At 50.5% G+C, this 24,812-nt stretch carries 20 protein-coding genes; 10 read left to right on the forward strand and 10 right to left on the reverse strand.

The window, feature by feature from the left end:
• Nucleotides 1-200 precede the first annotated feature (200 nt).
• From helD to AC0VZ8_RS22025, 3 genes are all read right to left on the reverse strand, one after another.
• Nucleotides 201-2,531, reverse strand: coding sequence for an RNA polymerase recycling motor HelD (gene helD / locus AC0VZ8_RS22015; RefSeq protein ID WP_475484381.1), 2,331 nt, complete (start codon nt 2,529-2,531; stop codon nt 201-203).
• Nucleotides 2,532-2,825: 294 nt separating this feature from the next.
• Nucleotides 2,826-3,884, reverse strand: coding sequence for an FUSC family protein (locus AC0VZ8_RS22020; RefSeq protein ID WP_100538204.1), 1,059 nt, complete (start codon nt 3,882-3,884; stop codon nt 2,826-2,828).
• 107 nt (nt 3,885-3,991) lie between these two features.
• Nucleotides 3,992-4,681, reverse strand: a complete 690-nt coding sequence (locus tag AC0VZ8_RS22025) for a phosphatase PAP2 family protein (RefSeq protein WP_475484382.1) — start codon at nt 4,679-4,681, stop codon at nt 3,992-3,994.
• Between the two features lie 179 nt (nt 4,682-4,860).
• Between AC0VZ8_RS22025 and AC0VZ8_RS22030 the strand changes: the two genes are divergently transcribed.
• Nucleotides 4,861-5,505, forward strand: a complete 645-nt coding sequence (locus AC0VZ8_RS22030; RefSeq protein ID WP_260065815.1) for an SDR family oxidoreductase — start codon at nt 4,861-4,863, stop codon at nt 5,503-5,505.
• Nucleotides 5,506-5,745: 240 nt separating this feature from the next.
• Here AC0VZ8_RS22030 and mnmH read toward each other — a convergent pair whose 3' ends face one another.
• Nucleotides 5,746-6,798 carry a tRNA 2-selenouridine(34) synthase MnmH gene (gene mnmH / locus AC0VZ8_RS22035; protein WP_475484383.1) on the reverse strand — a complete coding sequence of 351 codons (1,053 nt, stop codon included), beginning with the start codon at nt 6,796-6,798 and terminating at the stop codon, nt 5,746-5,748.
• Between the two features lie 39 nt (nt 6,799-6,837).
• The gene (gene selD / locus AC0VZ8_RS22040) at nt 6,838-7,890 is read right to left on the reverse strand and encodes a selenide, water dikinase SelD (protein WP_475484384.1); all 1,053 of its coding nucleotides are present in this window, start codon (nt 7,888-7,890) and stop codon (nt 6,838-6,840) included.
• A gap of 292 nt (nt 7,891-8,182) precedes the next feature.
• Between selD and AC0VZ8_RS22045 the strand changes: the two genes are divergently transcribed.
• The 3 genes from AC0VZ8_RS22045 (at nt 8,183) to AC0VZ8_RS22055 (ending at nt 11,074) form a co-directional block, all read left to right on the forward strand.
• Nucleotides 8,183-9,253, forward strand: a complete 1,071-nt coding sequence (locus AC0VZ8_RS22045) for a permease (protein WP_475484385.1) — start codon at nt 8,183-8,185, stop codon at nt 9,251-9,253.
• 134 nt (nt 9,254-9,387) lie between these two features.
• On the forward strand, nt 9,388-10,596 hold the full coding sequence (locus AC0VZ8_RS22050) for a peptidyl-prolyl cis-trans isomerase (protein WP_475484386.1): 1,209 nt from the start codon (nt 9,388-9,390) through the stop codon (nt 10,594-10,596).
• A gap of 133 nt (nt 10,597-10,729) precedes the next feature.
• Nucleotides 10,730-11,074, forward strand: coding sequence for a LytTR family transcriptional regulator DNA-binding domain-containing protein (locus AC0VZ8_RS22055; RefSeq protein ID WP_009590070.1), 345 nt, complete (start codon nt 10,730-10,732; stop codon nt 11,072-11,074).
• Nucleotides 11,075-11,160: 86 nt separating this feature from the next.
• Here the strand turns inward: AC0VZ8_RS22055 and AC0VZ8_RS22060 are convergent, their stop codons facing one another.
• Nucleotides 11,161-12,108 carry a hypothetical protein gene (locus tag AC0VZ8_RS22060; protein ID WP_475484387.1) on the reverse strand — a complete coding sequence of 316 codons (948 nt, stop codon included), beginning with the start codon at nt 12,106-12,108 and terminating at the stop codon, nt 11,161-11,163.
• Between the two features lie 273 nt (nt 12,109-12,381).
• On the opposite strand from AC0VZ8_RS22060, the gene AC0VZ8_RS22065 reads away from it, so the two are divergent.
• Nucleotides 12,382-13,074: a YwaF family protein gene (locus tag AC0VZ8_RS22065; protein ID WP_475484388.1), complete on the forward strand. Its 693-nt coding sequence runs from the start codon at nt 12,382-12,384 to the stop codon at nt 13,072-13,074.
• A 99-nt stretch (nt 13,075-13,173) separates the two neighbouring features.
• On the opposite strand, the gene AC0VZ8_RS22070 is transcribed toward AC0VZ8_RS22065, so the two are convergent.
• From AC0VZ8_RS22070 to AC0VZ8_RS22085, 4 genes are all read right to left on the reverse strand, one after another.
• On the reverse strand, nt 13,174-14,166 hold the full coding sequence (locus tag AC0VZ8_RS22070; protein WP_475484389.1) for an aldose epimerase family protein: 993 nt from the start codon (nt 14,164-14,166) through the stop codon (nt 13,174-13,176).
• Between the two features lie 131 nt (nt 14,167-14,297).
• On the reverse strand, nt 14,298-16,028 hold the full coding sequence (locus AC0VZ8_RS22075) for a glycerol-3-phosphate dehydrogenase/oxidase (protein WP_475484390.1): 1,731 nt from the start codon (nt 16,026-16,028) through the stop codon (nt 14,298-14,300).
• A 188-nt stretch (nt 16,029-16,216) separates the two neighbouring features.
• Entirely contained in the window at nt 16,217-17,707 is a 1,491-nt protein-coding gene (glpK, locus tag AC0VZ8_RS22080; protein WP_475484391.1) for a glycerol kinase GlpK, read from the reverse strand.
• A 69-nt stretch (nt 17,708-17,776) separates the two neighbouring features.
• A complete protein-coding gene (locus tag AC0VZ8_RS22085) occupies nt 17,777-18,979 on the reverse strand; it encodes an ROK family transcriptional regulator (protein WP_475487736.1) in 1,203 nt (400 codons plus the stop codon).
• A gap of 429 nt (nt 18,980-19,408) precedes the next feature.
• Between AC0VZ8_RS22085 and AC0VZ8_RS22090 the strand changes: the two genes are divergently transcribed.
• The 5 genes from AC0VZ8_RS22090 (at nt 19,409) to AC0VZ8_RS22110 (ending at nt 24,689) form a co-directional block, all read left to right on the forward strand.
• Nucleotides 19,409-20,671: an ABC transporter substrate-binding protein gene (locus tag AC0VZ8_RS22090; protein ID WP_475484392.1), complete on the forward strand. Its 1,263-nt coding sequence runs from the start codon at nt 19,409-19,411 to the stop codon at nt 20,669-20,671.
• Nucleotides 20,672-20,718: 47 nt separating this feature from the next.
• Nucleotides 20,719-21,660 (forward strand): ABC transporter permease subunit, encoded by a 942-nt coding sequence (locus tag AC0VZ8_RS22095; protein WP_194543639.1) that lies wholly within the window; start codon nt 20,719-20,721, stop codon nt 21,658-21,660.
• Nucleotides 21,661-21,676: 16 nt separating this feature from the next.
• A complete protein-coding gene (locus AC0VZ8_RS22100) occupies nt 21,677-22,513 on the forward strand; it encodes a carbohydrate ABC transporter permease (RefSeq protein ID WP_113057310.1) in 837 nt (278 codons plus the stop codon).
• Between the two features lie 44 nt (nt 22,514-22,557).
• Nucleotides 22,558-23,580 carry a Gfo/Idh/MocA family protein gene (locus AC0VZ8_RS22105; protein ID WP_475484393.1) on the forward strand — a complete coding sequence of 341 codons (1,023 nt, stop codon included), beginning with the start codon at nt 22,558-22,560 and terminating at the stop codon, nt 23,578-23,580.
• A 125-nt stretch (nt 23,581-23,705) separates the two neighbouring features.
• On the forward strand, nt 23,706-24,689 hold the full coding sequence (locus AC0VZ8_RS22110; RefSeq protein ID WP_475484394.1) for a Gfo/Idh/MocA family protein: 984 nt from the start codon (nt 23,706-23,708) through the stop codon (nt 24,687-24,689).
• Nucleotides 24,690-24,812: the final 123 nt, after the last annotated feature.

Below are 24,812 nucleotides of genomic sequence, written 5' to 3' on the forward strand. Positions count from 1 at the left end.
ATTGAAAAATATTATTAATCACCGGTCAAATCATGATAAATATTGGATAACTCCCTCCTTATTGTATAAAGCTTGCTCCATACTGCTTTCCTAATTTCACTTCCGTTTTTTTCCTCTTCTATGAAACATGCTTGGTTTTCATATATCCATCATGAAAAAAAGGCCTGCCTGAGATGTTGCGCAGACAGACCTTAAATTATTTAGTTTTGATCCGGTATAAAGTGGCTTTTTTCCCCGATATGATATACATGAAGTTTGTGCATGGCACGTGTACATGCGGTGTAGAACAGCTTGCGGTCGCTTTCGCGATGGTACACATCCTCGGAGCCGTTGTATATGATCACCGCGTCGAATTCCACGCCTTTGGCCAGATAGGCAGGAACGACAAGCGTTCCTTTCTCAAAAGCAGGCGTGGTTTTGGTAATTAATCGCGCAGGTATATCTGTCGACAGCTGCTCGTGTACACGTCTGCTCTCCTCTTCTGTCCGGCAAATCACCGCCACGTACTGGAATCCCTGTTCATGAAGCTCACGGATATCAGAGACTGTCGCTTCATGCAGACGTTCTTCATCGTTCACCGCAACCACCTGAGGAGCTTCGCCGCTCCGGTTAAATGGAACAATCCGCTCCCCGCCCGGTATCATCTGCCGCGTGAAATCAACGATTTCATACGTGGACCGGTAGCTTTGCGTCAGATTGATGACCTCCGTATCCTCCTCGCCGTACAGACTCACCAGATTTTCCAGATTGCCGAGCGCCTCTCCATGTGCGTAAATCGCTTGATTGAGATCCCCCAGCACCGTCATTTTCGCTCGCGGGAACAATCGCTTCAGGAATTCCAGCTGAAATCCCGAATAGTCCTGTACTTCATCGACAATCACATGACGAATCGACGTGTTCGTGCGGAAACCTTGAAGCAGCTCCTTTAGATAGAGGAACGGAGTCGCATCCTCATACAGCAGCGATTTATTGTCCAGTGACGCAACGGTGAGACTGCAGATCTCCTCCCAATAATCCGGGAGCGTCTCCAAATTTCCGGCCGCCCGGCGAAATAGCGATTCATCGGTATATAATTTTCGGTACATGCCCTTTACATCCACATATCGAAACCGCTTGATCCAGCGTCTAACCGGCTTGAGCCGATTGCTGATGACCATTTTGGCAAGGACATCCCTTTCTTTATCGAAATCGTCAAATGTGTCCGACTTCCGGTTCTGCTTACGTCTCATCGTTTGAAAGGCCCGCTGGTAATCTTCCGTATCCAGCAGCTGGATTTGCTCCTCCACCCACGGGGCGTCTTTTTCGCTCTGGGCGAACTCCGACAGACGTTTCAGCATCCACTCTTTCATCAAGTCGATCCGGCCAGCGAGTTTAACCGCCGAATCATAACTATAGAACTGCACGGACATTTCGTCGGTGCTGACGATCACCTTACCTTGGAATACGACAGGCTTAAAGAGCATCCCGCCCTTCTCCAGCAATTCCTTATATCGTCTGATGGTATCCAGATAAGCTCCCGAGGATTTAAAGGATATGCTCTCAAGTCGCGCCCGGTAACGCGGCGAATCGTCCGCATTCAGCAAGGTTTCTGTCTGCGTAAACACATCTTCAAGCTCAAACTCCTTGCCGAGCCGGTGTTCCAGATAGGACTGGAAGGTCGTCTGCTGCATATTGTCCTCGCCAAGCTCCGGAAGCACCGTGGATACATAACTATTGAACAGCGGATTCGGAGAGAACAGAATCATCTGGTCGGCCCGAAGCGTCTCCCGATACTTATACAAAAGATAAGCTACCCGCTGCAGTGCCGCTGAGGTTTTGCCGCTGCCGGCAGCCCCCTGAACGATCAGCATGCGGGTTTTGTCGTTTCGGATGACGGCATTCTGTTCCTTCTGAATCGTAGCTACGATGCTCTTCATCCGATCATCCGCGCTATGGCTGAGCACCTGCTGCAGCAGCTCATCTCCAATGGTTACGCCGGTATCAAACAACACCTTGATCTCGCCGTTATGGATGACGAATTGGCGCTTAAGCAGCATTTCGCCTTTAACCGTGCCCGAGGGCGTTTCGTATTGGGCCGGGCCGGGCGCCCCATCATAATACAAGCTCGAGATTGGAGCCCGCCAATCGTAAACCAGAAACGTCTCCATATGTTCATCCAAAAAAGATCCTGTTCCCAAATAAATAGTGTCCGTCTCCGCGGTTCCTTCCTCCTGAAAATCAATGCGTCCGAAGTAAGGGGATTCCACAAGTTTTCTATATTTCTTAAGCAGCTTGCTGGATTGCAGATGAGCATGCTCACGTTCCGCCAGCACCTGCGACTGCTGCCTCAGGTTGGTGGACGTTTCACCCAAATCGTCCGGGTTGCTGAAGTTGACCGTTACTTCGTCCCAGAAGTCTTTCCGCATATCAATAACGACTTCACGGATATCCCCGACGCTCGCTTCCAGCTGAGATATTTTATTACCGATTTTCGTTGTCACTTCCGTTACCCGTGCCTGTTCTTCTTGCCAATCCTGTTCGCTGATAGCCATTTGTTCATCCCCCTAATATACTGGTTGACAGCGTAATATGTCTGTAATATAATACAATTGTGATATTCTAACCAAATCATCAATATTTAATGACAAACCATTGCTAATTATAGCAATGTAACCCGTATAATTCAACATCGAATTTCAGAGAGCCGACCCACCGGGGCGGTTTTTTTGCGTTTATATACAATACCATTCCCAAGGCTCACTGCCAAGAGGAGTCCTATAACCCTGATGCAAAAAAACAGCCGATCAAATATGGCATCTTGATCGGCTCCCTCATGATGACTTCTCTTATTTACGCAGCCACGAAAATAAGGCTTCCTCCTGCTCTTTATCATCCACGACACGGCTGATTTGATCCGCTACCCGGTTCAGCCGGTCTAGCTGATACCCGTAATCATACATGGAGGCGGCCACCACCGACAGTCGAAGCCCCCCTGGATTGGCGCCTGGTCCGCACATCACCTGCTCCATGAACGCTTCATTGTTCTCCGCCATGGTCTCGGCTTCGTCCTCATTCGGTTTCAGTTTATCTTCGAACTTCCACAAAATATGCTCATGGTACTTCATTAACCTCTCCAGATTATGATCAAACTGCTCGTCGATTTCTTCAGATCGTTCCGCCTGAAAATAGTGGTTCTCCACCGCATCCAGCACTTCATACCCCTTACGAAGCGATTGGAGCAATTGCTTATACACCACCAACTGCCTTGCTTGACTGTATTTGGCCCGCTTCAGCTTCTTCTGCTCTTCCTCAAACAAATTATATTTATCGGACAATGATTTGATCGCCGATTCCAGCTCCTTCTTCTCCGCACGGTATACCGAATCCTTCATTTCGTGGGAGATGGCCGTACGCAGCAGCAGCGACATTTTGCCAAATACAATATGAATCCGCGTGATATACTGTTCCTTGGGTTTCGGGGGAAACACAAGAATATTGATAAGAAATGCGGATATGATACCGATAATCGTCAAAATAAAGCGATTGAGTGCAAAATCCCATTGACCGGAAGCTTCCATCACGGAGATAACCGTAACTAGCGTAAGTCCGATGGTCTCGCCCATTTTCAGCTTCATGCAAATCATAATCACTAGAATACATACCAATCCGACGGAAATCGGCTGATTCGATAAAAAGTATCCTCCAAGCATCGCCAGAATCGCACCGAGCGTACTGGTCTGCAGCTGGTCCAGGAAATATCTCCACGACCTGTATATGGATGGCTGCATCGCAAAGATCGCTGCTATGGCGGCAACGACAGGGGATTTAAAATCAAACAGCATGGCTAAATAAAGAGCCAGCGTCACGGCTAAGCCGGTTTTGAACATTCTTGCTCCAAACGCCACAGACAGCCCTCCTTACCTAACCCAATTTCACATCTATGGATACACACCATGATACATACTCCTCCGTTTGAACCGCTATTACATGAATTACCCTTAAGCTTCCAATGTTATGCAGTTTCTGATTCCTTCACATCTTTCGAATTGGCCCGCTTTCCCATCCTCTTCTCGTAAGATCGGACCAGAAATGCAAGCCAAGCGCAAGCAGCCAGATATCCGCCAACAATATCGCTTGGATAGTGGACCCCGAGATAGACCCTGCTTAATCCGATGCTGAGAATCATAATGACGGAGATGGATATTAATACTCCTCTCCCCGCCCTGCTGTCAATATGTCTCCACAACAAATAAGCGAGCACGCTGTAGAACGAGAAGGCGGCCATGGAATGCCCGCTGGGATAGCTGTATCCCGTAATTTCAATTAAGCGGTGGATGTCGGGCCTTGCCCGTTGAAAGACCCATTTTAATAATAAATTCAGAATAGATGAACCGAAGACGACCACAATAAGGAGAAGAATCTCCATGCGGTGCCCCAGTACCCAATATAGCACGGCGATTACAATCAGACATAACACAATCACCGGTCCGATGGAGCCTATAAACGACAGCCCGATGGCAATATCCGTGATAAGCGGATGCTCCCAGGCCTGTACCGTTCTTATGATCGCCAAATCAAACGTTGCCAGACTTTGCCGCTTTACCAAAGCAGCCAGTGTGACAAATCCGATCAAGCTGATTATCAATATGAGGAAAATCCAGCGTTGTCTTCCTGAAGTCAGGTGTAGCTTCTGTCCGCTCAACTCTCTTTTCTCCTTTGCCTTTGTTTCGAATCCGTGCGAGTTGGTGAAAACAAGATAATATCATTTTCCTGAGATAAAGAAAAGTCCATAGGGGAGATACATGAAATATCCCGTAGTCTATGTCAAAATCGCAATGATTACTCTTTCAAGAGAATTTTTACCATAAAGGAGTTGTCCACATGAAGGTTCTCGTTGTCGGTGCCAACGGCCAAATAGGCAAACAGCTTACCCATCTGTTGCAAGACCATGAAGGCTATACCGTAAGAGCAATGGTACGAAAGGAGGAGCAAGCAGCCCCATATCAAGCTGCCGGAATAGAGTGTGTTCTTGCGAACCTGGAAGGGTCGGTCAAGGAGCTTGCTGATGCAGCGAAGAATTGCCAGGCGGTGGTATTCGCTGCCGGTTCGGGCGGGGCTACCGGATACGACAAAACCCTGTTAATCGATCTGGACGGAGCCGTAAAAATGATGGAAGCCGCCGAGCAGGCGTCTGTTAGGCGCTTTGTGATGGTGAGTGCCATTGGGGCCCATCATCGGGAATATTGGAGTGAGGAGATCAAACCGTATTATGCGGCCAAACATTACGCGGATCGCATGCTTCGTCAGAGCAGCCTCACGTACACCATCATTCGTCCAGGAGGACTTACGAATAACCCTGGTACCGGACACATCGCCGCTGCGGAGAATATCCGGGGCGGTTCGATTCCGCGAGAGGATGTAGCGAAAACAATTCTGTTATCACTGGATGAAGAAAATACCTTCCGTCGTTCCTTCGACTTAATTTCAGGGGATACTCCCATATCCGAAGCTTTATCCTCCATCTAAAAAGAGTCCTTTATCAAAAAAGATCGCCCCGAAGTATAAAGCGGCACGTTCTTATCCGCTCATACTTAGGGGCGATCTTTCGTACTAGTTCAATCATAACCAGCTATAATATAAGCGGTCCATGCCCACGGAGGCGCATAGTTTATGATTCGCTTTGTCCAATAAGCGTTAGTAATGCATTCTTACGTTTTGTAATGCATTCTTATGTTTGTAATGCATTCTTACGTTTGTAATGTATTCTTACGCGCCGGTCTTCTGCTGCATTTGAGTCCGCAATATGTCTTTAACCGCATCCACTGCCTCTTCCACCCGGTCCACCGCCACAACGATGGGCGTGGTGCCCTCGTATTGACTAAAGGAGTGATTGTACTTGGGATCGTAATAATGCTCAAGGAGCAGCTGTATTCCTTGGGCAAACCGCCCCTCTTCCAAGGACTTGCCAATTTCCGTGGCGATAGGCGTATGGATCCTGTTTTTGATTAATTGAAAGGCCGCCAAATATTGCTCTTTATAAGCCGATGGGTTGTAATCCTCCAGGATCTGGCGAACACGCTCCGCCATCGGCAGTTCCAACACGATGGCTACCCCCGACTCTTTCTTCTTCATAAGGAAATCGGGAACGGCGATTTTGCCGATCCGTTTGCTCTCCGCCTCAAATAACAAATACGGCGAGGATTCCAGTTGCTTCAGCCGCTCAAACAATTCCGAATCGAATGTCTTCTGGTTATTCGCCTGTAGACCGATATGGCCAAAAATCGAGCCGCGATGTCCTGCCAGCCCTTCCAGGTCCACGACAGGGTAGCCTTCCTGCTGAAGCTGTCTAAGCACTGCCGTCTTGCCTGTGCCTGTCAAGCCGTGAAGGACGAATGCTTCCGCGTGCAGACTCTTATGCTCCAGCGTATCCAGCACATACTTCCGGTAAGCTTTAATTCCGCCCGTAATCCGGTTAACATGGATATCCATCAATGAGAGAACGGTTGCGGCCGTCCGGCTGCGCATGCCGCCGCGCCAGCAATAGACCGCCTTATCTCCCTTGATCTCCTTGAATTGCTTCACAAAGCTCGGGAGCTTGGCCGACATAATGGCAAGTCCACGCTCTTTAGCCGCATCGACGCTCACCTGCTTATAAATCGTCCCGATCTCCGCCCGTTCTTCATCATTGAAGACCGGAATGTTCAGACTTCCCGGAATCGTGGAATCCCTGTATTCCGAAGGGGAACGGACATCAATCAAAGTAATCTTCTTGCTGCTTTGCAGTTCCATTAGTTCTTTTACGGTGATGTCTTGAAACATGTCTGCTCGCTCCTTTATTGATACAAAACCCGATTCACTTTATAACTCAACGACAATGCGATTCGGATGGTCATCTACGATCTGGCCGATTCTCCCGGCTTCCAGCCCGGCTTCGCGAAGCTCTGCCAGAAGCTGATCAGCCTGCGAGCCATCAACCGCAATGAGGAGTCCTCCTGAAGTAACGGCATCGCACAAAATCCACTTATCGATCTGATCCATGTCATTCGGGAAATCTACATCGTCCTTCACGTGATCATAATTGTTTTTCGTACCGCCTGGTATAACACCGCCATCAGCCATCTCTCGAACCCGCTCCAAAATGGGAACGGAAGGTTTGGAAATACGGATCCCCGTGCCGCTTCCTTTGGCCATTTCGAGCGCATGTCCAAGGAGACCGAAACCAGTTACATTGGTGCAAGCATGCACCTCATACGGTTCCATGAGCTCGGCAGCCGTTTTGTTCAATGCGGCCATGACCGCGGTAACTCGGCGAATCTCCTCATCGCTTAACAGATCTTTCTTGATGGAACTCGTAAGGATACCCACGCCGATCGGCTTCGTCAGAATCAAGGCATCGCCCGGCTTAGCGCCGGCATTGGTTCTTATTCTGTCCGGATGGACAGTACCTGTAACGGCAAGGCCGAATTTCGGTTCTTTATCATCGATGGAGTGCCCGCCAACCAACGTAACCCCGGCTTCCTTCAATTTATCTCCTGCACCTCTCAAAATATCCGTCAATACCTGCTTGTCCAGCGTTGAGATCGGGAATGCCACGATATTCAAGGCAGTCAGCGGCTTGCCTCCCATGGCGTAAATATCGCTGATGGCATTCGCTGCAGCCACTTGTCCGAAATCATAGGGATCATCCACAATCGGCGTAAAGAAATCGACGGTCTGAACCATAGCCAAATCATCCGTGAGACGGTATACGCCTGCATCATCACTTGTATCTAAACCGACCAATAAATTAGGATTCGGCTCGGCTTGCGGGAGCTTGCGAATGACCTGCGCCAGGTCCGCAGGTCCGATCTTGCAGCCGCATCCTCCTTTAGAAGAATACGAAGTTAATTTTATTTTCTCCGATTGACTCATCACGGGTCTTCCCTTCGCTTAAGAGTTGAATTTATAAAACACATGCAACAAACCCGGCGTGGATGCATAAAAACGTCTCATCTACCCCGGGGATAATCTGATATTCGTCCGTTTACTAACACTTGTGATCACACACAATATCTATATTATAAGAAATTGGCTGCTCCAAGTCTAATGGTCTTCCTATATCTTGCAATTACCGGGAATATCTTTCTTCTTTCTGCTCACAATGTGATATACTAATTGATTGGATATGTAAATCATTTCACAACGCATCGGGGGAATATAGATCATGAATCACTCAAGCGACGGCAGAATGGCCTTTGATCATTCGGATCGCAGAAGAACCATCTGGTTTATCACCGTCTTCATCATCATTGCAGCAACAGGGCTAACCTACGTAAAGTGGTGGCCTTATTATGATAAAGCGCTCAAAGCTATTATGGAGCACAGCATCGGCTCCTCCATATTAGGCATGGAGCCCGGGAATGTCGTGCCTTCTTGGCATGCGGCTTGGGACTATGCGGTCACGTATTTTAAAGCAGTATGGAAAGCGGCGGTGCTCGGTATTCTGCTCGGGACTTTGATCCAGTCGCTGCTGCCCTCCCAATGGCTGCTCCGCGTTCTCGGCAAAACCACCTTCGGCAGCACGGCGATTGGAGGAATTGCCTCCATTCCGGGGATGATGTGCTCCTGCTGCGCGGCACCGCTCGCGATCGGTCTGCGTAAGAAAAAGGTGTCCGTGGGCTCCGCCCTCGCGTTCTGGATCGGCAATCCGACCATCAATCCGGCAACCCTCGTCTTTATGACGTTTGTTTTATCCTGGAAATTTACCGCGCTGCGTTTAGTCTTCGGCCTCATTCTGACCTTTGGTGTCAGTTACCTGGCTAACCGCTTCGCCAAAGAGGTGGATCCGGTAGAGATTGACGCGCCGGAGAGCACCGATCAAACCGATGAACGTCCGCTGTGGAAACGCTGGCTCGCCAGTATCGGTCATATGCTGATTCGCGTGGTTCCGGCGTATTTGATAGCCGTGCTTCTCCTTGGCGCACTGCAAGTATGGATGTTTCCGCATCTGGGAGCTGCTGCAGGAAACACGCTGCTGGCCGTCATCTTCTTCTCCGTGATGGGAATGCTGTTTGTCATTCCAACCGCAGCGGAAATCCCGATCATTCAGGCCTTTATGGCAGCAGGTCTCGGAGCGGGCCCGGCCGCAGCGCTGCTTCTGACGCTGCCGGCCATCAGTCTTCCGTCCCTGCTCATGGTACGACGCTCATTCCCGAGGAATGTAATGTGGTTTGTTGTTGCTTCTGTAGTGCTGCTCGGAATCGTATGCGGTATAGCGGGCATGCTGATCCTGTAGACCCAGCTCCAACTTTTTCGCGTATCTTTTCAATTTTTATTTTTTCTTAAGGTAAACCCTTGGCTTATCTGGTAAAGTGATTAAAGAATGAACCAACTCATTATTACATGCAGTCGAAGGGAGTCAATCATTAAATGAAAGATAACGATTTGCAGCCAAACCATCCGGGGCAACCCGAGGATGAACAAGGACAAGCCCAAGAGAAAGAGAATAACCAACAAGATCCGGGCAGCTTGTCTCATGAAGAAGAAAAAATAGATTCAACCTATCCGGAGCCCATCGAGCTTCACAAGGATGAGAACGAACAGCCTGCACTCATGCATCCGGCAGGGGATCAACCGCATTTCGATGAACAGTCTCCTGCAGGTGGCGGCGGTAACGGAGGCAAAGGTTGGATGATCGCTTCGCTCGTATTGGCGGCAGCGTTAATCGTCGTCCTGATTGTCCCTCCGTTTGCCAAAGGATCCGGCAATGAAGCTATAGCCAAAGTCAATGACGTTAACATTACCAAGGATAATCTGTATGATGAGCTTGTCAGCGCAGGCGGTAAACAAACACTCAATTCCATGATCACAGAGGAATTGATCCAGCAGGAGCTGAAGAAGAAATCCATTACGGTGACCGACGCTGATGTAAGTAAAGAAGTGGATGCCTTGAAGGCGACCTTCCCATCCGAGGACCAATTCAATATGCAGCTTCAGCAAGCCGGCATGACGCTCGACGATCTTAAAGAACAGACCAAAACCCAGGTCGAGCTCAAAAAGCTGATGGCCGACAAAATCAAAGTAACCGATGATGAGATTAAACAAATCTACGACCAATACAAAGACAGCTTCGCTACGCCTGAGCAAGTTCGCGCATCCCACATCCTGGTCGAGACCAAGGAAGAAGCCGAAGCCATCGTGAAGCAGCTGAAGGAAGGCGCTGACTTTGCAGCGATTGCAAAAGAGAAGAACCAAGATGCTACGAAGGAGACCGGCGGCGACCTGGACTTCTTCGGACGCGGCCAGATGGACCCTGCATTTGAAGAAGCAGCGTTCAAATTGAAGAAGGGCGAAATCAGCGACCCGGTGAAGAGTTCTTTCGGTTACCACATCATCAAGGTTACCGATCGTAAAGAAGCTACGAACCCTACCCTTGAAGATAAGAAGGAAGAAATCCGCAGTCAGCTTGAGAACCAGAAGGTTTATTCCGAATCCACAGCCTATATTCAGGAGCTGAAGGATAAAGCAACCATCACCAATACGCTGGACGAAGCTGCGGCTGAAACGCCAGCAGATCCTGCAACAGAAACACCAGCAGATCCTGCAACAGAAGCACCAGAAGCACCTGCTGCACCTTAAATGTTAGTCCAAGCCCCTACCCTTGCGGTACGGGCTTTTTTTAATGCGAAATAAAAAGTTCTTTCAACACCAGGGAAAACATGTTAGAATGTAAGCGTTATCAAATGTTGATCTTGGAAAAGGGGGAAGCAGAATGATGAAGCACGTATCGGAATCCCGCAACATGTATGAGGACTTCGTGGTGGAGACAGACATTCTGTTCTTTAAAACCGGATCGCACGGTTTGGTCAGCTTTCACGGCAGAAACTACAATATTAAAAAGAGAATGACTGCCGAAAAAATCGCATCCCTGCTCTCCGGTAAACAGTTCTATCATGTCGGCGGCAACTGCTACGTCAACGTTGACAAAATCACGACGGTAGAACAAGGCATCGTTTACTTTGGGGAGAAGGCACCTTCTGCTAAACATCTTCGGATTCCGAGATGGAAGCAAGAATCGCTCAAGCGCCTTGTCGCTGAAGTAAAACAGCCTGTTTAAGAGCAGCGCTCTCCTCAAGAATCAGGCGCTCAAGACAGAAGATCCCGTATCCGGTTAAACGGAAGCGGGATCTTTTAGTTTACAGGTTAAAGCTTCAGTTTCCTAGCATTGACGATGTATAGATGCTTCAGCGGCAATGCACCGTTTCTGTACTTGCGGGCACCGGATTCAAACAGAACGTACAGGTCGTGGCCCCGCATCGCAATATTCTCGGACATCGGAGGCATCGTCAGCGGGGCAGCCGCAGCCTTTCCCTTTGTTCCACGAGTATATATGAGCAATTTGCTTGCATTGTTGCGTCCGCAGGATTGACTGTATACAACGCGGGTTTTCGTCACGACCGCCCCTTGGATACGGTCAGGTGTGCTCCAGGTATAGGCGGCTTTCCGATTCGACGGCAAAGCGTCGCTGGACGTTAATGGATAGCCTCGCAGCTTGCCCTTAGGTCCCGGCGCACACTGCTTGCCCCCTTGGTCCTCGCCATCCATATATTCGCCGATCCATAGAATGCCGTCGGAATACGTGGCATAGGATGCTTTATGACCGAGCGCATAAGGTGTCATGACAATATTGCCATAATCTTTCTTGCTGCTAATTGTACTCAGCGGAATCTTATACACCTTTTTGCCGGACGCCACCCACAGATGTTTTTTGCTGACCGCAAGCCCTCCGACATGCCCGGTATGTTTTTTGCTCCCGCTCTCATACAAATACAGGGTTTTGATACGTTTGTTGGTTTTGCTGCTTGTAATCGAAATGCTGCTGGCTTGATTGCTGTCCTTATTGCCCCAATAATGCGATATAATGATCCAATTCTTGCTCGGAACAAGAGCCAGCCCTTGCGGAATCCACTCTTTGGTTCCGGAGTAACCAGGAATGGCGGCTCCCTTTTTGCTGATATCGAAAAACTTTTTGTACTTGGAGCTGGCTGCTTCGGCCTCCCCTGGAGGGGCAAGTCCGCTTAAACTGAAGATCAGAGCTAAGCTAAGCAGGAGACTTGCATAACGTTTGATTCCCTGTCGTTTGCTCGCCATAAATGTACCTCTCTTCCATCGTCATAATTTATAACGGCAGGTTATTGGGGCCTTGCACACCCACATAAATGTAATGTATTCTGGTCTGGTTGTACCTCATGATACATAAGGATGCGAGATATGATCCTATTCCTAACCCATTCCACATTATGGTAATATCAAATCTAAGGTTTATGAACATAGAGAGGATGATCACGAATCGATCCCTATTTTGATCCGAGATATCCGGAAGTTTTTACTGCTTTCTCCATCGAACATTGGATGGCCATTACGGTGTTTATCGCTCTAGGCTTACTATTGTACTTGTTTAGAACCGTAATCGCCTCCAGTACTTCTCTGCAAAAGAGCGTGAGATGGGGACTGCTTGCTGCACTTTCGTTACCGGAAGCCTCCCTTCATATCTGGTATGCGTCAAAGGGAATATGGGACCCTGCCACTTCGCTTCCATTGGAATTGTGCAGTCTGACCCTGTTTCTCTCCATCGCCATCCTGCTTACGGATGAACGCCGCCTATATCCGTTGGTTTACTTTGCCGGCATCGGAGGGGCCTTACAGGCTATATTAACACCGAATCTGGGCTATCCTTTCCCACACTTCCGGTTCTTTCATTTCTTCGTCGTCCATATCGCGATCATATTGACGGCTTTGTACATGACATGGGTTCGAGGATACCGTCCAACCTGGAAATCCATCGGCTGGACGATGGTCTTCCTAAACGTATCCGCATTCGTTGTCGGGCTGGTCAACCTCGCTGTCGGCTCGAATTATATGTTCCTGATGCGCAAGCCGGACACGGCTTCGCTGCTGGATCTGCTGGGACCGCATCCCGTATACATTTTCGTTGAGGAACTCATCGCACTCACACTGTTTATCCTTATGTATATCGTCTTTTTTGTCATGCCGGATCGCATTAAACGCAGTCGCCGCCGTAAACAGGAACAAACTTTTTCTTCGTCCGGCAGTTGAAGAAGGAATCAAATAAACATAAAGCGTATGGATGGTAAACGCCCTGTGTAGCCGGGTGCCAGAATCCATACGCTTTTTTTGGGGGAAAGGGTCTGACTACTAATCCTTAAGATACAGCCTTGAGGTTGCTTCCCAAATTTCACCCGGAGCCAAACCGAACAGGCCGATATCGTCAGCAGGCAAGTCCACGTTCGGTGCGTTGACCAGGTTGATCTGCGGCTCCGGACAGAAGAACTTCCGGGAGGCCTTGTTGTTCCATACCATCCACTGCTTATACGAATTGCCAACATCGTAAACGAATGTTTTACCGAGCTTGGTATCTGTCAATTCCATACGGTTTCTGCCGTTCTGCGGGACGGCCGTGTAATGGTTGTCCATCGAATCAAAATAGGGAGTTACACCGCTTGTCCGAAGCAGCTCCTCTTCTGTTGTCAGAGTCTGGAACTTGCCGGTCGGCAGCATCCGGTCACTCATTTCCCACCGCTCGCCGATCGTTATCTTTACGACACAATCATCCGCCGTGCTCTCCGGGGCAAACGGAGCATTGATCGCCGTATGAAAGGCTAGCAGGCACGGCATGCTGCGGGTACCCTGATTACGTATAAACACATGCTGGGCCAAGCCATCCTGATTCAGCGTGTAGCGAAGCCGGAAAGTGAACTGGTGCGGGAGCATCGCATACACCGGATGATTCTCATCAATGGTGACCGAAACCACCACGTAACTTTCAGACTCGCTGCTGCCAAAATCCTCGACGCTCCAAGGAATCGTATGTAAAAAACCATGGAGGTGATTGCCCGTCGCTTCCTCATTGATCGGGAACTGATAGGTTTGTCCATTCCATGGAAACCGCCCGTCCTCATAGCGATTAGGCGGAAAGAGAACAGGAATGCCGTGTACGCCCGGATTGGATTTGAATGCTTCCATTTCGTCTGCTTCCGGTTCGCGAAGGAACCGGTAACCGCTTTCGTTATCCCTAAAAGCGATGAGATTGCCTCCGATTTCGGGCAATATCGCCGCCTCGTAAGGGCCGTGCTGGAGCCAAACCGCGCGCTCTCCGTGATATGATCCTTCATACGCTTTGTGGTTCATCGGATGATCTCTCCTCTCAAGTGTGAACGTATATAGATTATCATACCAGTGCCCTTACTTCTATATTTGAGGAGGGATCGTCAACCCTTGTCATCCCCTCCCCCCTCCGTCCGTTTAAAATTGCTTGCCTATTAAGATGAAAGTTTCGTTGTAGAAGGGTTTTGCGGAATTGGAGCCGGGGCCGATCGATCGCTTGCAGCAGGCTGTGTGGCCGAAACCAGCTCCTCATCCAGTTCCTTCGTGTATTCGTGGGTCTGCTGCTCGCTCCAACCCAGTACCCTAGCCATATAATCAATCACGGGCATCTTCCATTTTCTCGTCCAATCGATATGAAATAACAGGGAACCCGTGCGACGGATGAAAAAGTCGGCCGGCTTCGCTGCCATCTCATGCTGAATCGCATACATCAGCGGAACCAGCACCGATACCGGAAGCGCCGCTGCCTCCGCTTGGTCGGAGCCCTCTTTGGCCAGGCGGAACAATTCCGACACGTTAGATCCGTACATTCGCGCCCACTGCTCAGCGAGCTTACGGTCAATTCCTTGCGCGGCGCCAATCTCCGCCTGCTTGCGGACAAAATCAGGGAATTGGCCGGATCCGCCAACCTGACCGCCGGAAATCGGCAGATTCTTCGTTACGCAGGCACCATACGCTTTCCCGCCGTTCTCTTGGATCCGTTTTGCAACCAGATCGACAACGGTGTCGGCCATTTTGCGATAGCCCGTCAGCTTGCCACCGGCAATGGTAATCAGGCCGGACGGGGACTCCCATATTTCATCCTTGCGTGAAATTTCGGACGGGCTTTTGCCTTCCTCCAGTATAAGGGGCCGGACTCCCGCCCATCCCGATTCCACGTCTGCCGGGCTTAGCTTCACGCCAGGGAACATGTAATGAATGGCTTTCAAAATATAATCCCGGTCCTCCACCGTAATCAAGGGACGTACAGGATCGGCCTTGTAGACCGTATCGGTGGTTCCGACATAGGTCTTCCCGTCACGGGGAATGGCAAACACCATTCTGCCGTCAGGTGTATCGAAGTACACCGCTTGACGAAGCGGGAATTTGGATTGATCGATGACCAGATGAACCCCTTTGGTCAGCTGAAGCATTTTTCCCTTCTTGGACTTATCCATTTCGCGCACCTGATCCACCCACGGCCCTGCTGCGTTTACAATTTTGGTTCCGGATACGGACTTGACCCCGCCACCCAGCATATCCCGTACGGTGATTCCGGTAATTCGTCCATTCGCATCATAATTCAACGATTCGGCCTTTGCGTAATTAAACAGAACCGCCCCTCTGGCGGCTGCCTCCTTCATGACCTCCAGCGTCAGCCTGGCATCGTCCGTCCGGTATTCCACATAATATCCGCCGCCTTTAAGGCCCTCCTGCTTCAGAAGCGGCTCGCGCTTCAGCGTCTCGGATGCGGACAGCATGGAACGCCGTTCTCCCCGCTTTACGCCAGCCAGAAAGTCATACACCATCAACCCGATAGAGGTGCTGAATTTCCCAAAGGTGCCACCCTGGTGTATCGGCAGGAGCATCCACTCCGGCGTGGTAACATGCGGTCCATTCTCATACACAACGGCCCGTTCTTTGCCGACTTCGGCTACCATGCCGACTTCTAACTGCTTCAGGTACCTCAGTCCGCCATGCACCAGCTTGGTTGAACGACTGCTCGTTCCTGCGGCAAAGTCCTGCATCTCAACCAACAAAACCGACATCCCGCGCGTGACCGCATCCAGCGCAATTCCTGCACCCGTTATGCCGCCGCCGATGACAATCAGATCGAAGGCTCCCTCTGCCATTTCTTGAAATCGACGCCTGCGGTCCAAACTTGAAAACGTCTGTGCCTGCTTCACAATGAATCCCTCCCAGTATGATTTACCCTGTTTTTATCTATCGTTACCTTCCAATGAAAAAAGACAGCAAAAAAGAGACCACGAAACACGCAGTAACAAACCCCATAACATGAGGTATTCCGCGCCTAGTGGTCTCTCCAAGTCTCCAGACAAATATTCACTTATTGATCATTATACCACAGAAAATGCTAATGAAAAGCCATTGCCGCATAAACGGCTTTTTTCCAGCCGCTGTATAATTGCTCCCTTACGTCTTCCTCCATGGTTGGCTTAAAGCTTTGCCCCATGCTCCATTTGCTGCAGACTTCCTCCTGGTCCTTCCAGAAACCGACAGCGAGCCCCGCCAGATAGGCGGCACCGAGTGCCGTTGTCTCCGTAATGTTCGGCCGTTCTACCGGCACATTCAGGATGTCGCTTTGGAATTCCATAAGAAACGTGTTGGATACGGCCCCTCCATCCACACGCAGGGATGTGATATTATAGCCGGAATCCTCTTCCATCACGGATAGAACATCCCGTGTCTGGTATGCCAGCGACTCCAGGGTTGCACGGATGAAATGTTCTTTCGACGTGCCTCGTGTCAGGCCGAAGACCGCCCCTCGGACATCGCTGTTCCAGTATGGGCTGCCAAGTCCAACAAAAGCCGGCACCACGTACACGCCCTCCGTGGAATTGACCCGGCGCGCATAAGGCTCGCTGTCCTTCGCTTCCCGGAACATCCGCAGCCCGTCGCGCAGCCACTGGATCGCCGAGCCGGCCACGAACACGCTGCCCTCGAGCGCATACTGTACGCCATCTCCCAGTCCCCAGGCGATCGTAGTGATCAGCCCATGCTCGGATCTTACGGGCTTGTCGCCGGTGTTCATCAGCATAAAGCTGCCGGTTCCGTAAGTTGTCTTCACCATGCCTTTCGAGAAGCAGGTCTGCCCGAACAACGCCGCCTGCTGATCGCCGGCTGCTCCGGCAATGGGGACCTCGCGCCCAAAGAAATGATAGGAAACGGTATTGGAATAAATCTCGGAAGAAGGCCTGACTTCAGGCAGCATCGCCATCGGAATATCTAGGAGCTGCAGGAGCTCCTCATCCCATTTTAATTCATGAATGTTATAGAGCATCGTACGCGATGCGTTGGAATAATCGGTCACGTGCGCCTGGCCTCCGGACAGCTTCCAGATCAGCCAGGTATCGATGGTCCCGAATATAACGTCTCCGCGCTCGGCCCGCTCACGGGCACCGTCTACATGATCGAGGATCCATTTGATCTTCGTTCCCGAGAAATAAGGATCAATCAACAGTCCGGTCTTCTCCCGAACCGTCCCGTCATGTCCGGCGGCAATCAGCTCCTCGCAGATGCCCGCCGTCTGGCGGGACTGCCAGACAATGGCGTGGTAAATCGGTTCGCCGCTCTTGCAATCCCATACCACGGCCGTTTCCCGCTGATTCGTAATTCCGATTCCGGCAATCTGATCCGCCTTTACACCCGCTTCGGATAAGCAGGTTGCAATGACCGCAAGAATGGAACCCCATATTTCATTGGCATTCTGTTCCACCCAGCCCGGCTTGGGAAAATACTGCGGAAACTCCTTATGAGCTGAGTGTACGATTTCTCCTTCCTTGTTAAACAGGATCGCGCGCGAGCTTGTCGTTCCTTGGTCAAGCGCCAGAATGTACTGCTCCAATCAACTTCTCCCCTTCCGCATATGCATTTAACCAAAGATAACGTGCAGGTGGAAACGTTGTCAAATCCATTATTCCGTCAGGGAGAAACCTAGCAAGTCCTGCAGCAGGACCGAAGCCGCACCCATTAGCTTGTCTTCCTCGCCAAGGGAGGCCAGACCAAATACCATGTCCTCCTTCAGAATCGGCAGCGCATGCCGGTCTATATAGCTGCGAACCATGTCCAGCAATTCCGGGTTTCCATGGGCCATGTCCCCGCCCAGGATCAGAGCTTCGGGATTAAACATGTTGATCAGATTGACGATCGCTGCTCCCAGAAGCTCCGCCACTTCCTCATTCAGATCCCTTGCGAGCTTGTCCCCTCTGCGAAGAGCTTCCTTGAATACGGACGGAACAATTTTACTGTAATCTCCCCCGCTCAGCTCCTGGATCAGCGTCGGTCTCCCTGTTGCGATCGCCGTAATCATTCGCGAATACACGGCAATCCAGCTGATGTAACTGTCCAAGCAGCCTACATTGCCGCATTCACAGCGGATGCCGCTGCGGTTTACGCTCGTATGACCGAATTCGCCGGCACCGCCATGCTTGCCCCTTAGGAGATGATCGTTAATCAAAATACCGGAACCAAGCCCGTCGCCAATGGAAATATAAATCAGGTTCGCATATGCGTAATCGCCAAATCGGCGTTCAGCCAGCACAACGGAATTCATATCATTCTCTACCCACGTCCGCAGCCCGTAGCGTTCTTCCATAATCCGTTTCAACGGAACATCGGTCATGCGAAGTTTCGTGTTATAACGCACCATGCCCTGACTATCACTCACAATGCCCGGCACGTTAATGGATATCCCGACACACCGCTCCAAGTCCACTTGTCCTGACATGAAATCGTCCATCAGGCTCAGCAGCCGCTCGATAATGGCTTCTCCTTGGAGCCCGGCTAGAGAATGCGTTTCCTTCCGGAGCACCTTCGCCTCCAGATTCATGCGGGCCAGCATCATGACCGAATTCGTAATCGCTACTGCAAACAAATAATGATTATCCGGATTGAATTTGAGCAGAATGGGCTTTCTTCCACCGCTGGAGGAGCCAGTTCCAATCTCGGAAACGTAGCCTTCCTTGATAAGCTCCTGTACGGCTGAGGCGACCGTGGAGGGACTCAGCTTGTTTTTTTTGGCCAGGTCGATTCTGGATATGGGTCCCTCCGTGCGGATCTTGTTCAGCACCTTGGACCGGTTTAATGCCTGGATCAGCTTGTGATCACCTTTTTTCATATTGTTCAAGCGAGCTCAACCTTTCTATAATTTCTTCATATAGTAGGACTTTCTGTATCGGAAAAATGAGGATAGAATCACTATAACATGTTACAGAACCGAACAAAAACTTATTCCATCAATCGAAATAACTAGTCATGTTAGATCTCATACTGATTCGCTCATATTGTGAAAAAAAGAATTTAAATTGATTTGTAATCGCTATCTTGAAAAATAATAGAGGGAATTATATAATCTTTCGCAATAGAAGCTGGTTGTTCTGTCAAGAAAGATAGCATCTTGATGTTAACTTTTTTCGACTTATGGAATAACTATCGCTTTTTACATCACATACATAAAGGGGGGCTCAAGGGGTCCGATTCCTTCGAACAAGCCGTACGACCAACCACGCTTGATCAAAAATCATGTGAATTCAAGGAGGGTTATCTGATGAAAAAAAGAATTGCTGTCCTGATTTCGATATTATTTGTGTTCACCGCGTTACTGTCCGCTTGCGGAGGCGGCAATGCCTCTGGCGGAAATAACAGCAAAAAGGTCATCAACGTCGCTCTATGGGACGAAAATGTGCGGGACACGCTGGACAAGTCCATTAAAATTTTCAATGAGAAGCACCCGAATGTTGAAGTGAAAGTGACTTACACCCCATGGGCCGATTATTGGACCAAGCTGAGAACCAGCCTCGCCGGCAACAGCGGCCCTGACGTCTACTGGATGAACGGCCCTAACTTTCATTCCTATGCCTCCTCCGGTCTAATTAAAGACCTGTCTCCCCTAATTGAGCAAAGCGGCCTGGACACCTCGGTTTATACCGAAGCGCTCGTCGATATGTACACCTATCAGGGTAAACTTCACGGACTTCCTTATTTCCAGGATTCCGTCGGACTTTTCTACAATAAAGAATTGTTTGACAAAGCCGGTCTGCCTTATCCCGACAAAACCTGGACCTGGCAAACCGTCGAGGAGAACGCAGCCAAGCTGACGGATAAATCAAACGGCATTTACGGCTTCATAGCCCCGATCGACAGCCAAATCGGATATTACAACTTCATTGCCCAAGCGGGCGGATATGTCATCTCGGACGATAAGAAATCATCCGGATTTGACACACCCGAAGCACTATCGGCGTTCCAGTGGGAACAGAGCTTGATTGAAAAAGGCTATTCCCCAAGCGCGCAGCAGCAGCTTGAAACGAAGTCCCGCCAATTGTTCGGCTCCGGCAAGGCAGCCATGTTCCCGGGGATATCGGTGAACTCGCCTGAGTTGTATAAGCTTCTCGGCGACAAACTCGGTGTCGCTGAACTTCCTGCCGGCAAGGAAAAGGCATCGATCGTTCATGGACTCAGCTGGGCCATCAACGGCAAGACGAAAGTCGAGCAGGAATCCTGGGAACTGATTCAAGTTCTTTCCGGTAAGGAAGGCCAGGAATTACTCGCCGAATCGGGATTCTCGATGCCTGCGTACAAAGGCACGGAGGGTGGCTGGCTGAAGTCCATTCCTTCTCTTGATCTGCAGGTGTTCGTGGACAGCCTGGAGTTCGCCGTACCTTATCCGGTATCCCAGAAAACCGCAGAGTGGCAGGACGCTGAAGTGAAGGAAATTCAGGCGGCTTTCCTCGGAAAGAAATCGTTTGAAGAAGCATTAAAAAATGCCGGCGAACAGATGAATGCCATCCTGGCGACAGAAACGAAATGACGAGCATCCGCTCCCAATACGGAAATTAAGAAAGGACGGTGCAGCCTGTGAGCTCTCCCATCACTGTGACCACAGAACCTCCTAAAACGACAACCAAGCGAAAAGCAGGGAAACTCGCCGTACACGAAGCTGTCTGGGGGTATATCTTCATTCTGCCTGTCGTGCTGGGCCTCGGTCTGTTCTATATGGCGCCTTCCGCAGCATCCCTGTTCCTGTCGTTTACGTCGTGGGATGGACTAACTTCCCCCCAATTCATCGGATTCGATAACTTCGCAAATTTGATGAAGGACGACAAATTCACCGGTTCCATGCTGAACACGATGCTGTACACCGTCGGTACGGTGCCGTTATCCGTCGCACTCGCAACGGTGCTGGCCGTGCTCCTGAACCAGAAGATCAAAGGCATGGTCTTTTACCGCACCTTCTATTTCATACCCGTGATCACCATGCCGATCGCGGTTGGCATGGTGTGGAAATGGTTGTACAACTCCGAATTCGGATTGATCAACCACGTGCTGGGTGTCATGAACCTGCCGCAGCCCAACTGGCTGTTCGATGAGAAATTCGCCTTGTTCTCCATCGTGCTCGTCAGTGTCTGGAGCAGCATCGGATACAATGCCGTCATTCTGCTGTCCGGTCTGCAGGGCATTTCCGGCAGCTATTATGAGGCGGCTTCGCTTGACGGAGCGGGAACGCTGTACAAGTTCTTTAGGATTACGCTGCCTCTGCTGACACCCAGCCTGTTCTTTGTCTTGGTCATGTCCTTCATCAATTCGTTCCAGGTGTTTGACCTGATCTTCATCATGATGGATCAACAGACCACGATGCTGGAATCCACCCGAACGGTTGTGTACAGCATCTGGGAGGACGGCTTCAAATACTTCAATATGGGTTACGCTTCAGCGCAGGCCTTCATTCTGTTTATCGTTATTCTGATCATCACCATGGTTCAGATGTATATTCAGAAGCGCTGGGTCCACTACCAATAACAGGAGGTGTGTAGACGTGAATACTTCAACCGATGCGGGAAAAGCAAGCCGTCTGGCGGTCCACATCCTCTTAGCTGTCGGGGCGCTGCTCATGATTATGCCGTTTCTGTGGATGATATCCACATCCTTCAAGTCCTTTGCGGATTCCATGTCCGTTCCGCCCAAATGGCTCCCTGTGGAATGGCACCCGGACAACTACCTGCGGGTCATCCAAACCATTGATTTCGGAACCTATTATTTGAACACCGTTATCGTGACGGTGGGACGGACGGCTGGACAGCTCATTCTGTGCTCCCTTGCAGCCTATGCATTTGCCAGTCTGAGATTCCCTTTCAAGAACGCCATCTTTCTCGCGCTCCTGGCCGTATTGATGGTCCCGTCCCAGGTTGTTATGATTCCGAGCTTTGTCATCATGCGCGAGTTCAATTGGCTGGACACGTTCTACGTGCTGATCGTACCCGGCATATTCAGCGCCTTCGGTACGTTCTTATTGAGACAGTTCTTTATGACGCTGCCGAAGGACCTGGAGGAAGCGGCCAAAATCGATGGCTGCAGTTATTTCCGGATTTACTGGAATATTTATTTGCCTTTATCCAAGGCGGCTCTCGTCTCCCTGGCGATCTTCACCATATTAGCCTCATGGAACGATCTGCTATGGCCGCTCATCATGACGAGCTCCGAGGAGATGCGTGTCCTTTCCATCGGGATATCCAGCTTCCAGGGACAGCATTCCACCGATTACCCGCTGCTGATGGCAGGGGCCTTAATGGCTACCCTCCCCATCATCATCCTGTTTATCTTCCTTCAGCGATACTTTATTGAAGGGATCGCCATGAACGGGATTAAAGGATAGCGCACGGATCGCTCGAACCATGCAAAAAAAAGGAGTGTACGGAAATGTTACAGGTGTTAGTGATTGGTGCAGGCACCATGGGTAGGACCCATGCCGCCGCTTATGCTTCGATGCCGGGCGTTAAGCTTGCGGGGATTGCCGATATCCGGGCGGAAAAAGCACAGCAGCTGGCGGATAAATACGGAGCACAGGCCTACGCTTCATTCGAAGCAGCCGTTGCAAGTTTGGGCGCGACTCGCATTGATGTCATTGACGTCTGCCTGCCAACCCCGTTTCATAAGGACTATGTTGTCAAAGCCGCGGACATCGGCAAACATGTCATATGCGAGAAACCGCTCGCCAGAAGCGAAGCGGATGCACGCTTCATGATCAACTACTGCCAGGATAAAGGCGTGCGTTTATTCGTGGGTCACGTCCTCCGCTTCTTTCCGGAATATGTGAAGGCCAAATCGCTTCTGGATCAGGGCAGCATCGGCAAACCCGCTGTCATCCGGGCAGGCAGGGGCGGCGGTTATCCTGTGGGCTGGAACCATTGGTACAGTGACTTTGGAGCGAGCGGCGGAATTACGCTGGATGCAATGATTCATGATTTTGATTACCTGCGCTGGTGCTTTGGCGAGGTTGAACGCGTATATGCCAAAGGGCCCCATGGCCGTCATCAGGCCCAGCTGGATTATTCGCTGGTAACTCTACGTTTTCGTAGCGGTGTCATCGCGCATGTGGAAGGCACCTGGGCTCACGAGGGTTTTTCCATGAATTTAGAGATGGCGGGCACAAGCGGGGTTATCGATTATGACAGCGCGAAGGACAGCCCTCTTCTCTTCAAAACGCGGAGCAGTGCCGCTACCGTCCCCGGTGTCGTCGTGCCGGAAAGCCCGCTTGAACGGAGTCCCTACTACCGGGAACTGGAGCACTTCATGTCGTGTATCCGTGACGGCAGCGAGCCGGTCGTCTCGGCAGAAGACGCATACGAAGCGCTTCGTATCGCGCTTGCCGCCCTTGCCTCCATGGCCTCCGGCGAGCCGGTGGTTATCGAGGATGATGCGCTCACACTCGCCTCAACATGAGAAAAAGGCGATCGACGTATTTTCAAAAGTCAGACCGCATGCAGCGGATCATTTTTCTTACGGGATAAGAAGGATACAACTCTGTTGGTTATCCTTTCTCATCTTTTGTAGAAGGAGAGAAAGCTATGAAATTGGGAGTAATCAGCTTTGCGCATATGCACGCGTTCAGTTATGCCAAAGCGCTGCAGGGGATCGAAGGCGTAGAGCTTGTCGGCATAGCCGATCCTGTGGAGGAGCGCGGACGGAAATACGCCGAGTATTTCGGGACAGCCTATTATCAGGATTATCACGAGCTTCTTAGTCAAAGCCTGGATGGTGTCATTGTCACCTCCGAGAATGCCCATCATAAGGAGCACGTGCTTGCCGCGGCTGCAGCCGGGGTGCATGTGCTCTGCGAAAAACCGCTTTCGACCAATATACAGGATGCACAGGATATGATTGATGCGTGCAAAGCAAGCGGCGTGCTGCTGCAAACGGCATTCCCCGTGCGTTACAATGCTACGGTCGTTCGAGCCAAACAGATGGTCGAAGAGGGGAAATTAGGCCGTATTCTGGCGATGAAGGGGACCAACCGCGGGCGAAATCCCGGCGGTTGGTTCATCGATCCCAAGCTGTCCGGCGGAGGTGCCGTCATGGATCATACGGTGCATGTCGCTGATATCATGCGCTGGATTACAGGTGCCGAGGTGAAGGACGTGTATGCCGAAGTCGACCATCTCATCTCGGAATCCCCTATCGATGATTGCGGCATTCTGACTATGGAGTTCCATAATGGTGTGTTTGCCACGCTGGATTGCAGCTGGTCCCGCAACAAGGAGTTTCCGACATGGGGCGACGTGACCTTAGAAATTGTAGGCTCTGCCGGGACCCTTAGCGTTAATGCCACCAGCCAGAAACTGCACGTATACACCGATGATTCCGGATACCGCCATCATGCATGGGGGGATAGCATGGATGCCAGCCTGATCAGGGATTTCGTATCTTCGATTTCCTCCGGCGCTGCAGAAGCATCCGTCACTGGTGAAGATGGGCTCAAGGCACTTGCCGTGGCCGTAGCCGCCTATCGATCATCCGCGAGCCATCGGACAATCGCGTTGTCGGAGCTGTAATCGTTAACGGGCACAGAAGTCGTACTCGTGGTATTCGAGGAGGTCTTCTGTGCTTTTTTTCATAGCGGATCCGTTAATCTATGTTCAAATGAAGCTTGAATAATATGGATAGCGGGGCTATAA

Source organism: Paenibacillus sp. QJM3NY_38 (assembly GCF_056173265.1).